Genomic DNA, 13,066 nt, shown 5'->3' on the forward strand with positions numbered 1-13,066 from the left:
ATGGCTCAGTCGCGCAGCTCCTCCGGGGCCACGCCCCAGAGCTTCTCCTTGGGCGCCCAGCCGCGATAGCCCCCGGCCGAAATCGAACACCAGCTTACCTCGCATTTGCCCAGTCGCGCGACCACGCCCAGTTCAAAGGCAGCCGTGACCGGCGCGCCGCTGTCGGGGCGGGCGTGCACCGTCAGCATGTCCTCTTCGATCAGCACGGTCCGGGCACCGGACAGCAGCGCATAATGCACCCAACCACCGGCGCCATCGCGATCACGCACCCGGCGCCAATGGCCATATTCAGCGGTGATCTCCAGCGGCATGCCGCGCCGTTTGAACACCCAGTCGATCTTGTGGGTCAGGGAAGGGCCACGGCGCACATTGCCCTCAGCGGCCTTCATCGACACGAAACGCGGCAGCGGCAGATTGGTCACCGGGCCGCGCTCATCTCGCGCGGCGCCTTCATGCGGGATCATCGCGCCGGTTGTTGCAATCAGGGTCATGGCGACCACGGCCAGCCGGGACCGCAGATAAGATGCCGAAATGTTCACTGCCTGCTCGCTTCTTCTTTTTGCTGCCTGTTACCTGCCTGACCAACCTGAATGCACTGCGTTTTTCGCCGACCCGCCCCTGATCTGATGTCCGGGTACCATGTGGTCTGAAAAAGAAAGCCGCGTCAGATGGGCTGAGGCGCGGGATGGTTCTTGTGCCTGCCCGCGTCCTGCGCCACGATGCCATGAGGCCAGAGAGATTGCAAAGCCGAGGGAGAGCAGCAGTGGCAAGAGAACGTCTGAGTGTTGTCGTAACGCGACGGTTGCCGGAGCCGGTGGAAACCCGGTTGAGCGAATTGTTCGATGTGCGCTTGCGCGAGGACGACACACCGATGAGCCGGACCGAGCTGGCCACCGCGCTAAAGGATGCCGATGTGCTGGTGCCGACGGTGACCGACAGTATTGATGCCGCCTTGCTGGCACAGGCCGGAGACCGGTTGAAACTGATTGCCAACTACGGTGCCGGGGTCGATCACATCGATGTGGCAACGGCGCGCCAGCGCGGCATTCTGGTGTCCAACACGCCGGGTGTCCTGACCGATGACACGGCGGATATGGCTATGGCCCTGATCATGGCCGTGGTGCGCCGCATCCCCGAAGGTCTGGCAATCATGCAGAAAGGGGACTGGCAGGGCTGGTCGCCCACCGCTCTTCTGGGCGGGCGTCTGGCCGGGCGGCGTCTGGGAATTCTCGGCATGGGCAGTATCGGGCAAGCGGTCGCCAAACGGGCCGGTGCCTTTGGCATGCAGGTCCATTATCACAATCGCCGACGCCTGCGCCCCGAGATTGAGGACCGGTTTGAGGCCACCTATTGGGAAAGCCTTGACCAGATGGTGGCGCGGATGGATGTGCTGTCCATCAATTGCCCCTCCACGCCCTCGACCTTCCATCTGATGAACGCCCGGCGGTTGAAGCTGATGAAACCCGATGCGGTCATCGTCAATACCTCGCGGGGCGAGGTGATCGACGAACATGCGCTGACGCGGATGCTGCGCGTCGGCGAGATCGCCGGGGCAGGTCTCGATGTTTATGAGCATGGCACCGACATCAACCCGCGCCTGCGCGAGTTGGAAAACGTCGTGCTGCTGCCGCATATGGGGTCTGCCACGCTCGAAGGTCGCCTGGAAATGGGCGAAAAAGTTCTTTTGAATATCAAGACATTCGAGGACGGCCACCGGCCACCGGATCAGGTCGTGCCGTCCATGCTCTAGGGTTGCTGACGCAGCCCGCCATTTTTGAGGGAGGCGACGTTATGAAACATCTGTTCTGGGCTCGGCATATTGCTGGCAGCAACACCCGCTTGGGCACAGGAGGCGGCAGACGCCGTGGCACCCGAGGGCGCGGCAGAAACCGCAGATGCCGGGTTCGCGGCGATCAGCGACGCGGTCGCCGCTGCGATTCAGGCCAAATCCGATGGCACCCCGGTCGAGGCTGAGAACTGGATGGTTGCCGCCGCCAATCCACATGCGGTTGCAGCCGGTGCCGAGGTTCTGCGCGCGGGCGGGACTGCGGCGGATGCCATGGTGGCAGTGCAAACCGTTCTGGGGCTGGTGGAGCCGCAATCCTCAGGCCTGGGCGGCGGGGCATTTCTGGTCTGGTATGACGCAGCCACGGGCGAGGTGACAACGCTGGATGGCCGTGAAACCGCGCCGCTGGCAGCCACGCCGACACTGTTTCAGGATGACGCAGGCGAGCCGCTCAAGTTCTACGATGCCGTCGTCGGTGGCCGCTCTGTCGGCACCCCCGGAACACCTGCCCTGCTAGAAGCGGCGCACCGGCGCTGGGGTCGCGCCGCCTGGCCCGGCCTGTTCACCGCAGCCATTGACCTGGCCGAAGATGGCTTTGCCGTCTCGCCACGGCTGGCCGGTCTGATCGAAAAAGATGCCGACCGCCTGTCGCGCTGGTCAGAGACCGCCGATTACTTCCTGCCCGATGGCACGCCGCTGGTGGTGGGCAGCACGCTGAAGAACCCCGCCTACGCCGACACCTTGCGCCGCCTCGCAGCAGAGGGGGCACGCGGGTTCTATGCCGGTCCCGTAGCGGAGGCGATCACCAGTGCGGTGCGCGAGGCCGAGGGCAACCCCGGCGTCCTATCCGCGATGGATCTGGCGCTTTATCAGGTGAAGGAACGCCCCGCCGTCTGCGTCACCTATCGCGCCTATGAGGCCTGCGGCATGGGACCGCCTTCCTCTGGTGCGCTGACGGTTGGGCAGATCCTCGGTATGCTGGGCAATTATGATCTGGCGGAACTGGGCGCAGAGAACCCCGATGCCTGGCGGCTGATAGGCGATGCCTCACGCCTCGCCTTTGCTGACCGGGGCCGATACATGGCTGATAGCGATTTTGTGCCGATGCCGACACAGGGGCTGGTGGCGCAGGATTATCTCGACACCCGCGCGACGCTGCTCAGCGGCGATGACGCGCTGCCGGAGGTGAACGCAGGCGCGCCGGAGTTCGACCATGCGTTGCTGCTGGCCGATGACGAGTCGATTGAGCTGCCCTCGACCTCGCATATCTCCATCGTCGATCAATATGGCAATGTGCTGTCGATGACGACCACCATCGAAAACGGCTTTGGCTCGCGGCTGATGGCGGCTGGGTTCCTTTTGAACAATGAGCTGACTGACTTCTCCTTCCGCACCCATCGCGACGGGGTGCCGATTGCCAACCGGCTGGAACCGGGCAAACGTCCCCGCTCCTCCATGGCGCCCACCATTGTGCTGAAGGATGGCAAACCGGCGCTGGCTGTTGGCTCACCGGGTGGCAGCCGCATCATCGGCTATGTCGCCAAGACCATCATCGCCTGGGCCGACTGGGGCATGGATGTGCAAGAGGCCGTGGCGCTGCCCCATGCGGTGAACCGCTTTGGCACCTATGATGTAGAGGCAGGCACAGGCGCCGAGGATATGACCCAGCCGCTCACTGATATGGGGTTTGAGGTCAATGCCCGCGACCTGACCTCCGGTCTGCATGTGATCGAGATCGGGGACGGGCTGAAAGGCGGCGCAGATCCCCGCCGCGAAGGCATCGCCCTGGGCGGGTAACATCATCTGCTGCTGCCTGGTCCGATGGCCGGGCAGCACCAGCGCTACGGGGTTCTGGGTATTGCTGACCTCAGGGCGTGATGCCTATGGTTGCCGGGTGAATTTTCCAGAGGGAGGCTGCCATGGTTCAGGCCACAACATTGCCGCGCAACGAGGCCGGTATCAACGCGGCGATTGACGTGTTGAAACAACGCTTTGGTGAACAGCTGCAAACGGGGCAGGCGATCCGCGAACAGCATGGCCACACCACCACCTGGATCACCAATCAGCCGCCGGATGCGGTGGTCTTTCCGACCTCCACCGAAGACGTGGCGGAAATCGTCAGAACCTGCGCCGACTACGGCGTTCCGGTGATACCCTATGGCACCGGCACCTCGCTGGAGGGCCATGTCAACGCCCCCGCCGGTGGCATTTGCGTGGATATGATGCGGATGGACAAGATCCTTGCCGTCCATGCCGAAGACCTTGATGTGGTGGTGCAGCCGGGGGTGACCCGCGAGCAGCTCAACACATTCCTGCGCGATCAGGGGCTGTTCTTCCCGATTGATCCTGGCGCCAATGCCTCGCTCGGCGGTATGGCCGCGACCCGCGCCTCCGGCACCAATGCGGTGCGCTATGGCACGATGAAGGACAATGTGCTGGCGCTTGAGGCGGTGATGGCGGACGGCGGTGTGATCCGCACCGCGCAGCGGGCGAAAAAATCCTCGGCTGGCTATGATATGACCCGCCTGCTGGTCGGCAGCGAAGGCACCCTTGGCCTGATCACCGAGCTGACCCTGCGCCTGCAGGGCATCCCGGAGGCGATCCGCTCCGCCCGCTGTGCCTTTCGCAGCGTGGATGACGCCTGCCGCGCGGTGATGATGACCATCCAATACGGTATCCCGGTGGCCCGGATCGAACTTCTGGATGCCATGAGCGTGCGCGCCGCCAACGCCTATTCCGGCCTCGATCTGCCGGAAATGCCGCTCCTGCTGCTGGAGTTCCACGGCTCGGATGCCGGCGTGGTGGAACAGACGGAGATCTTCGCCCAGATCGCGGAGGAGTTCGGTGGCTTTGATATCGCGGCGACCTCCACCGCAGAGGAGCGCAGCAAGCTCTGGCAGGCACGCCATGATATGTATTGGGCCAGCCTGCAGCTGCGCCCCGGCGCCAAGGGGATTTCCACCGACGTCTGTGTGCCGATCTCCAAACTGGCCGACTGTGTCAGCGCCGCGCGCGCGAAAGCCGAGGAGATGGGTCTCCTTGCGCCGATGGTCGGCCATGTCGGCGATGGCAATTTCCACGCGCTGTTGCTGATCGACATGGACAGCGACGCGGAACGGGAGGCCGCCGATGCCTACGTCGGCTGGCTGAATGAGTTGGCGATCTCCATGGAGGGCACCTGCACCGGGGAACATGGTATCGGTCAGGGCAAACGCCCCTATCTCAAGCAAGAGTTGGGCGAGACCACCCGCTATTTGGCCGCGATCAAGGCGGCACTGGACCCTGAGAATATCCTCAATCCCGGCAAGATCCTGGAGATTTGAGGTCTGCCTGCCGACAGCACAGCGCGCCAGTCTGACGTCGGAATTTGAGTATTTAGAGAAAGGTGACAGGACGGACCTCGCTCTGTCACCTTTCCTGAAATACTCACGGCGCTGCCCTTGCAGGAGCAGAAGGCGGCCCGTTGCGAAGCCGCCGCACGGTGGGCTTACCTTTGCCCAATCTGAAACTGTCATGATCTGAGCTGATCGCGATCACCGCCGGGACTGACATCCCCGGCACTTTGGAACAGGGCCCTTGGCAGGGGCACGCACAACCGACGATCAGCGTGCGGGGCAGATTGCCCCGTCCCACCTCCGCTTCCGGCGGCGCCGCCACTTCTTATTGTTCGTTATTCTGGCCGTATAGCAGCACCGATCAAACGGCCGCAGCAGGGTATAAGAGAACGATACTCCGGCAGGGCAGTGCCCCGACCGGACCAAAGCCATGCGCATCGCGGGCTGTGCAAACCCAAGCGGCAAATCGGGGCCATGACCACGAAAACCGACAGGGGGCGGGCAGAAACCTGCATTCCGGGCGACGCTAGGTCGGTTTTGTCATGTTTTGGGTCGGATGGATTTGGCGCAAAATCTGCAGGCGGGGCATAACTCCCTGCAAACGAGTCATCATTTTCCGGAGAGCGGGCCCATGAAAACCCAAGTCAAAGCATTGGTCGTCGGCGGCGGCGCTGTCGGCACCTCGATTGCCTATCACCTTGCCAAAGCAGGCTGGGACGACGTCATGCTGATTGAGCGTGACGAGCTGACCTCCGGTTCGACATGGCACGCGGCGGGTCTCCTGCCGCTGTTCAACATGTCTTATGCGACCACCCATATTCACAAATACTCGGTCGATTTCTACAAGACCCTTGAGGAAGAAACCGGCCTCAACGCAGGCTTTGCCGTGGTGGGTAACCTGCGGATGGCGCAGACTCAGGATCGCATGGATGAATATATGCTCTATGCCTCCACCGCGGAGACCTGCGATGTTGACTACGAATGGCTGACCCCGGATCAGATCAAGGAACGCTGGCCGCTCATTGAGACTGGCGACCTGAAAGGTGCGATCTACCATACCGAAGATGGCTATATTAACCCCGCCGATGTGACCCAGGCGATGGCCAAGGGCGCCCGTCAGCGCGGCGTTGAGATCCACCGCAAGCTGCAGGCTGACGACTTCCACTGGAATGGCACCCATTGGGAAGTCACCTGCACCAAGATGGTTGAGAAGGGCGGCAACCTGATTGAGAGCGACGAGAAAGTCGTGATCACCGCCGAGCATGTCGTCACCGCCTCTGGTAACCACGCGCAGCGCACCGCCAAGATGCTGGGCATCAAAATGCCAGCGATCCCGGTTGAGCACACCTTCATCGTCATGGACAAGGACCCCGAGCTGGTCAAATGGCGCGAAGCCGGTAACCCTGAACACCCGGTTATCCGCGACGCCGACAACGAATCCTATGCCCGTGAGGAGCGCGGCGGCTGGATCCTTGGCATCTATGAGCACGGCGCACCTGCACGCTTTGAGCATGGCGTGCCAGACAGCTTCCGCGCCGACCTGTTCCCGCTGGATCTGGACCGGATTGCCGATCAGTATATGGCGATGGCCGAGCGTGTGCCCTCCTGCGCCGAATCCGGCCTCAAGGACGACTTCAACGGCCCGATCTGCTACACCCCCGACGGCAACCCGCTGGTGGGTCCGGCCCCGGGCCTGCGCAATATGTGGCTGGCAGAGGGTTTCTCCTTCGGCATCACTGCCGCGGGCGGCACCGGCTACTACCTGGCGCAGATGATGGTGGACGGCGAGGCCGAGATCGACATGGCGTCGCTCGATCCGAAACGCTACTCCTCCAACTGGATGACCACCGAATTTGCGGCCCGCAAGAACGAAGAGTGCTATGAGCACGTCTACATCCTGCACCACCCGGATGAAGAGCGCCCGGCAGCCCGCCCGCTGCGCACAGCACCTGCGTTTGACCGCCAGAAAGCACGCGGCGCACAGTTTGGCTGGGTCAACGGCTGGGAACGCCCGAACTATTTCGGCCCTGTCGATGCCCCCGACAACTTCGACGAAGAGAGCCGTTCCTTCCGCCGCGGCGGCTGGTGGCAGCACGCTGTGGATGAGGCCAAGGCGATCCGCGAAGGTGTGGGTCTGGTGGATGCAACCGCCTTCACCAAACATGTCGTCAAAGGCCCCGGTGCGACCCAGTTCCTCGACTGGTTCACCTGCAACAAACTGCCGAAGGTTGGCCGCATCAACCTGACCTATGCGCTGACCGCCTTTGGCACCACCCGCACCGAATACACCATCGTGCGCAATGGCGAGAACAACTACTACCTCGTCTCCGCCGGTGCCTGGACCGAGTATGACGCCGACTTCCTGCGCAAGGCGGCCGAGGACAAGATGGAGGAATTCGGGTACATTGAGATCCAGGATGTCACCACCCAGTGGGGCGTTTTCGCCATCGCAGGGCCCAAATCCCGCGATGTGCTGAAAGAGGTGATCGTGGATGCCGACCCCGAAACCGCACTGTCCAACAAGCGCTTCCCCTGGCTGTCGGCCCGTCAGATCGAACTGGGCATGTGCCCGGTCAATGCGATCCGCGTGGCCTACACCGGTGAGCTGGGCTGGGAGCTCCATCACCCGATCGAGATGCAGAACTACCTGTTCGATCTGTTGGAAAAGGCGGGCGAGAAGCACGGCATGAAGCTGGTCGGCGCGCGCGCCCAGAACTGGCTGCGTCAGGAGAAATCCTACCGCGCCTTCGGCAACGAGCTGGGCCGCGACGCGACCCCGCTGGAAGCCGACCTGCCGCGCTTTGTCGATCTGGAGAAAGACTTCCACGGCAAGGACAAACTGGTTGAAACCGGCGTCCGCGTCAAATGCTGCACCCTGCTGATCGACGGTCCGTCGGACGCTGATCCCTGGGGCCACGAGGCGCTTTATGCTGAAGACGGCACCACCCGCGTTGGCCGCCTGACCTCTGGCGGTTATTCGGTGGCCTTCGAAAAATCCATCGGCATGGGCTATGTACAGCCCGACGTCGCGGTGGAAGGCACCAAGCTGAAGGTCAAGATGCAGGACAAGCTGTGGGATGCGGTCGTCACCTGCGACAGCCCCTACGATCCGAAGAACGAAACCATCCGCCAGAACGGGTGACCTCCCGGTTCTTTTGCGCAGACTAAAACAACAAAGCCCCGGCCAATGTGCCGGGGCTTTTTCATCAGAAAAAAATACGCGCCTTAGTCGGCGAGCGCGGCGCGCGCGCTGGCTTCCCAATCTGTGAGGAAGGCCATGATCTCTCGGCTGTCGCGATGCCGGGGAGAGGGTCGTGCGGCTTCGCGATCGCCACGGGAGACATGGTGTTCCACCAGTTTGGTCTGGTGATAAAACGCGTCATGGGGATCCTCGACGTGGATCAGTTCCGCGTCCCCGTCAAATGGCGACCACTTCAGCGTGCTGCGGCCTCCGACCGGCTGCCAGGGGTTGGTCTCAAAACTCAGGATGCCATTGTCACCAATCACTGTGAAACCATTGCCGGTCCCGTAGGAATCGGTTGAGTGCAAGGTGGCCAACACGCCGTTATCAAACCGCACCGTGCAGGCCGCATCGCAGATCGTGCCATCTTGATTGAGATTTCCGACCCCGTGCAGCTGGCGCTGTGCAAATGCGTCCTCGCCACACATCGTCTGCACTGTCAGCTGTAGCAACGAAGCTGGGTAGCAGCCCAGATTATAGAGCGTTCCCATGCCCTTGGGGTTCACGACCTGCCAGATATCGGCGCAGTAATACCCGTTGATACTACGCAATGCGCCAAGCCGACCATCGCGCAGAACCTCGACAAACCGCGCCAGCAACGGATGTGCCAGATACATCAGCCCCTCGACAAAAAACGTCCCCGCATCCGAGACCGCGCCCAGCAGTGCGTCGGCTTCGGCCATGGTTGTGGTCAGTGATTTCTCTGACAGCACCGCCAGTCCGGCCTGCGCCGCCTTCATGGTGACGACATGGTGCATATGGTTCGGCAACCCGATATAGATCGCGTCCAGCTCCGGGTCGGACAGCACCGCATCCAGATCGGTCTGACCGTGGGGAATATCGTGACGTGTCTGGAACTCTGCAACCAGATCTGGCTGTCGCCCAAACACGCTATGAAGCTGCGATCCATCGCTTGCCTTGATGCCGTCAATCGCCTTGTTGGAGATGAATCCGGTGCCGATAATTGCCCATTTCAGTGTCATTGTAACCTTCATGTCTTGGATCTGAGTGCGCGCGCGTCACAGGCGACCAGCGCGGGTTGCGTCGCGGCGAAGGGTCGACCCTAGTTCCATTGCAAGACAGCGGCAAGTTCCGGCCTCAAGAGATCACGCGCCTCGCCGTAGATGTCGCCCTCCCGGGGACGGGCCGTCTGGCCCTCGGCTAACCTATCGTCTGGCCACCAGCGCCAGATTGTTGGCGGGCATTTCGATGACCTCCGCCATTTCCAGACCGCTGGCCTGTAGCCAGTCCATCACATCGAAATCATCCTTGTAACCCACCTCCGGGTCATGGCTGCTCAGTTTGGCGTGAAAGGCGCGATCACCATCGCTGGTCAGCTCGCCTGCGCGCATGAACGGCCCATAGATCACGAAACGCCCGCCCAGTGCCAGATGATCGGCGGCCCCGCGGATCAGCGCTTTGGCTTCCGGCGTGCTGATCAGATGCAGCAGGTTGCACAGGACGATCAGATCAAAGGCAGCCATATCCTCGGGCCAGGGCCCTTCGGTTGCGTCCAGTTGGCGGGCCGGGGCGATGTTTGTGCACCCGCTCTCGGCGCTGTAGGCGGTGATGCTGGCCAATCGTGCCGGGTCCACGTCACTGGGGTGCCAGTCCAGGTGCGGGCAGCGGCGGGCGAAGCCGACAATATGCTGGCCGGTGCCGCTGGCGATTTCCAGTGCGCGCGGGCGAGGGGCCTCCGCCTTGCCTGGCTGGGGGGCGATCTGGGCCAGAAGATCTGCAATCGGCTCCAGATTGCGCGCGGCAGAGGGGGCAAACAGCTTCTCACCCGCCTCAGGCAGCGCGACGGAGGCCTCTCCGGGGACGCTCCGCACAGCCATCAGCGTACCCGTCCGGGGCTGAGAGCGGCCAGCGTGGCCGCATCGATTTCCGGGGGCTCACCGGTGATCAGATCGGCAATCAAGCGCCCGGCAGCGGGGCTGGACTGCACGCCGTATCCCCCCTGACCCGCACACCAGATAAAGCTGGGCTGATCCGGGTCGGGACCCATCACCGGCACACCGTCAGCGACAAAGCTGCGCAGACCCGCCCAGTTGTGCTCAACGCGGGTCACGGGCGTTGTCACCATTTCCTCATAGCGGGCCAGCCCCTCGGCCAGCACCATATCATCAGCATAGGCATCATGCGGCGCGACCGGATCGGCATCGGCGGGGGAGACGAGAAGCTTGCCTGCGTCCGGTTTTGCATACCAGCATTCGCCCACTCCCATGATCATCGGCCAGCGGGTGACATCGTGGCCACCGGGGGCAGGCAGCCGCGCCATGGAGCGACGTTTGGGTTGCAACCCGATTGGGGGGAGACCCGCCAGCGCGGCGATCTCATCGGCCCAGGCACCGGCGGCATTGACGATATGGCGGCTGCGCAGGGTTTCGGTGGTTCTGCCAGTCCCCGTGCCGATGGTGACCTCAACCTCCCAAAGATCATCCGCAGCGCTATGGCGGATCGCTGTCACCTGCGCATCGGTGCGGATCACCCCGCCGTGGCTGCGTGTGACCTTGGCGAAATCCTGCAACAGCCGGTCGGCATCCAGGTCTTCGGCGGTGTCGTGATAGGCGGCAAAGCCTACTGCGTCGGGGTTCAGCACCGGCACCATCTGCACCGCCTGTTCCACGGCAATCTCTGTCAGCGACAGGGCGGCGCAGTCAGCGGCAAATTCCTCTGCCTGATCGGGGCCTGCGACCAGCATCATGCCGCGCGGGCTGAGATAGCCATTGCTGCGGTGATGGGCCTCGCTGGCCTGTGTCAGCACCTGCACCGGGCCGGGGCCGTAATGGGCCTCAAACATCGCCGCAGAGCGACCGGAGGAATGATAGCCAAGTGCGCTTTCGCTCTCCAGCACGAGGGTGCTGCGTCGGGGGCTGAGCGCGGCTGCGGCGCTAAGGCCCGCAAGCCCGCCGCCAATGATCAGCACATCGGGGATCTGAGTGCTCATGCCTGTTCCTCCAGTCTGTCGGTGGCTAGGCGCCGGACGTGGCGACAGCGCGGAGATGCGGTCATAAAGCGCGGGCGTCATCTCGATATCCAGCGCCGCCAGCGAGGGGCGCAGCTGCGCAAGCGTGCGGGCGGAGATGATCGGCGTCACCTGCGCGCCATAGCCTGCCGCCCAGGCCACAGCGAGGCTCGCAGGCTCCACCCCCAGCTCCGCAGCCAGTTCAGCAAGGGCGCTGGCACTGTCCAGCATCCAGCGTTGGCCGTAACGTTCGCGGTAGCGGGGATCCTCATCCAGTCGGCCCCGGCTGCCGCCATCGGTTGTTTCATCCGCAAGACCCGCAGCGTATTTCCCGGTCAGCATCCCGCCGCCCAGAGGCGAATAGGGGGCAACGGCAATCCCCTGATCGGCGCACATCGGCAGGAGTTCCACTTCGGCCTGACGTTTGATCAGCGAATACATCGGCTGAAGGATCGCCGGGCGCAGATCAAATTCCTGCCCGATCATCATCGCTTTCATCACCTGCCAGGCGGCAAAGTTCGACAGGCCGAGATAGCGAAACCGCCCGGCGGCGCGCAGCTCCGCCAGTGAGGCAAGCGTCTCGCGCAGATCCGTTTCTTCGTCGTAGCGGTGCAGATATAGGATATCGACCATATCCTGCCCCAGACGCGCCCGTGACTGATCCAGCTGGCGGCGGATATTCTCGCGGCCTGCGCCACCGGTATAGGCGACCTTGGTGGCGATCAGCAGGCTGTCGCGGGCGTCCCGGATCAACTGGCCGAGGATCTCTTCGCTCTGGCCATCAGTATAGACCCAGGCGGTATCGAAATGGGTGATCCCGGCGGTGCGGCAGGCATCATACATCTCAGCTGATTGCGCGGCATTGGCACGGCCGCCAAACTGCATGGTGCCAAAGGCAAGGGCGCTGGCGGGGGTGCCGTCTAGGCTGATCAGATCGGTGCTCATGTGCCGCAGCGTGGCACGAGTGCGCCGCAACCAAAAGCGCAAAATGTTGGATATTGGCGCAAAGATATCTGCGAGAAATCCCGCATCCCGCCTATCATAATCGTGAGTGGCAAAGCTCCGGTGTGCGGGGTAGGGGAGAGTATGTTTGATTCAAAAATCCGTCCGCTGATTGATCCGATGCTGAACGCGCAGGGGCAGGTGATCGCCCGTGTCGGCATCAGCGCTAATCAAGTGACGTTGCTGGGGCTGGCGCTGGGGCTGCTGTCGGCGGGGATGATCGCTTGCGGTCTGTTTGCGCTTGCACTGCTGCCGCTGCTGTTGTCACGGTTGGCGGATGGTCTGGACGGTGCGGTGGCCCGCGCCAGTGGACCAAGTGATTTTGGCGGTTATCTCGATATCACCTGCGATTTCCTGTTCTACGGCGCGGTGCCGCTGGCCTTTGTGTTGGCGGATCCGGGCCAGAACGCGGTGGCGGGCGCGTTCCTATTGATGACGTTCTATGTGAACGGCACCAGTTTTCTGGGCTACGCGGTTCTGGCGGAAAAACACAAGATGAAGAGCACAGCGCGCGGGGTGAAGACGCTCTATTTCACCGGCGGGCTGTTGGAGGGGGCGGAGACCATCGGCTTCTTCGTGCTCCTGTGCCTGCTGCCTGCGTGGTTTGCCCCCATGGCCTGGGTGTTTGGCGCGCTGTGTCTGGTGACCGCCAGTTCCCGCGTGCTGCTGGCGCTGCGGGTGTTTCATCGCGACTGAGGTCCTGAGCCGCGCCCTAGGATTTTGAGTATTTTTGG

At 62.8% G+C, this 13,066-nt stretch carries 9 protein-coding genes and 1 pseudogene; 5 read left to right on the top strand and 5 right to left on the bottom strand.

Annotation, left to right across the window (positions count from 1 at the left end; all coding sequences use genetic code 11):
* Positions 1-5: 5 nt before the first annotated feature.
* Positions 6-491, bottom strand: a complete 486-nt coding sequence (locus L0Z65_RS00195) for an SH3 domain-containing protein (RefSeq protein WP_254683533.1) — start codon at positions 489-491, stop codon at positions 6-8.
* Positions 492-763: 272 nt separating this feature from the next.
* On the opposite strand from L0Z65_RS00195, the gene L0Z65_RS00200 reads away from it, so the two are divergent.
* From L0Z65_RS00200 to L0Z65_RS00215, 4 genes are all read left to right on the top strand, one after another.
* Positions 764-1,750 (top strand): 2-hydroxyacid dehydrogenase, encoded by a 987-nt coding sequence (locus L0Z65_RS00200; RefSeq protein ID WP_405109637.1) that lies wholly within the window; start codon positions 764-766, stop codon positions 1,748-1,750.
* 69 nt (positions 1,751-1,819) lie between these two features.
* Positions 1,820-3,583, top strand: a complete 1,764-nt coding sequence (gene ggt, locus L0Z65_RS00205) for a gamma-glutamyltransferase (protein ID WP_405109640.1) — start codon at positions 1,820-1,822, stop codon at positions 3,581-3,583.
* 122 nt (positions 3,584-3,705) lie between these two features.
* The gene (locus L0Z65_RS00210; RefSeq protein WP_405109643.1) at positions 3,706-5,109 is read left to right on the top strand and encodes an FAD-binding oxidoreductase; all 1,404 of its coding nucleotides are present in this window, start codon (positions 3,706-3,708) and stop codon (positions 5,107-5,109) included.
* A gap of 643 nt (positions 5,110-5,752) precedes the next feature.
* A complete protein-coding gene (locus L0Z65_RS00215; RefSeq protein WP_405109646.1) occupies positions 5,753-8,263 on the top strand; it encodes an FAD-dependent oxidoreductase in 2,511 nt (836 codons plus the stop codon).
* Between the two features lie 83 nt (positions 8,264-8,346).
* Here L0Z65_RS00215 and L0Z65_RS00220 read toward each other — a convergent pair whose 3' ends face one another.
* From L0Z65_RS00220 to L0Z65_RS00235, 4 genes and pseudogenes are all read right to left on the bottom strand, one after another.
* Positions 8,347-9,345: a Gfo/Idh/MocA family protein gene (locus tag L0Z65_RS00220; protein WP_405109649.1), complete on the bottom strand. Its 999-nt coding sequence runs from the start codon at positions 9,343-9,345 to the stop codon at positions 8,347-8,349.
* Between the two features lie 183 nt (positions 9,346-9,528).
* The gene (locus tag L0Z65_RS00225) at positions 9,529-10,200 is read right to left on the bottom strand and encodes a DUF938 domain-containing protein (protein ID WP_405109652.1); all 672 of its coding nucleotides are present in this window, start codon (positions 10,198-10,200) and stop codon (positions 9,529-9,531) included.
* Entirely contained in the window at positions 10,200-11,312 is a 1,113-nt protein-coding gene (locus L0Z65_RS00230) for an NAD(P)/FAD-dependent oxidoreductase (protein WP_405109655.1), read from the bottom strand. Before L0Z65_RS00230 ends, L0Z65_RS00225 begins: the two co-directional genes overlap by 1 nt.
* Positions 11,309-12,275: pseudogene (locus tag L0Z65_RS00235) on the bottom strand (aldo/keto reductase). The gene L0Z65_RS00230 and the pseudogene L0Z65_RS00235 overlap by 4 nt, the downstream one beginning before the upstream one ends.
* A gap of 141 nt (positions 12,276-12,416) precedes the next feature.
* On the opposite strand from L0Z65_RS00235, the gene L0Z65_RS00240 reads away from it, so the two are divergent.
* Positions 12,417-13,028, top strand: coding sequence for a CDP-alcohol phosphatidyltransferase family protein (locus tag L0Z65_RS00240; RefSeq protein ID WP_405109658.1), 612 nt, complete (start codon positions 12,417-12,419; stop codon positions 13,026-13,028).
* Positions 13,029-13,066 lie beyond the last annotated feature (38 nt).

Origin of the sequence: Phaeobacter sp. BS52, from assembly GCF_045040595.1 — a bacterium.
Taxonomy (GTDB): domain Bacteria; phylum Pseudomonadota; class Alphaproteobacteria; order Rhodobacterales; family Rhodobacteraceae; genus Phaeobacter; species Phaeobacter piscinae.

Excerpts from the sequence above, each read along its gene's own strand:
- L0Z65_RS00195 (WP_254683533.1), bottom strand. The coding sequence starts at position 491 with ATGACCCTGATTGCAACAACCGGCGCGATGATCCCGCATGAAGGCGCC.
- L0Z65_RS00210 (WP_405109643.1), top strand. The coding sequence starts at position 3,706 with ATGGTTCAGGCCACAACATTGCCGCGCAACGAGGCCGGTATCAACGCG.
- L0Z65_RS00215 (WP_405109646.1), top strand. The coding sequence starts at position 5,753 with ATGAAAACCCAAGTCAAAGCATTGGTCGTCGGCGGCGGCGCTGTCGGC.
- L0Z65_RS00220 (WP_405109649.1), bottom strand. The coding sequence starts at position 9,345 with ATGACACTGAAATGGGCAATTATCGGCACCGGATTCATCTCCAACAAG.
- L0Z65_RS00225 (WP_405109652.1), bottom strand. The coding sequence starts at position 10,200 with ATGGCTGTGCGGAGCGTCCCCGGAGAGGCCTCCGTCGCGCTGCCTGAG.
- L0Z65_RS00230 (WP_405109655.1), bottom strand. The coding sequence starts at position 11,312 with ATGAGCACTCAGATCCCCGATGTGCTGATCATTGGCGGCGGGCTTGCG.
- L0Z65_RS00240 (WP_405109658.1), top strand. The coding sequence starts at position 12,417 with ATGTTTGATTCAAAAATCCGTCCGCTGATTGATCCGATGCTGAACGCG.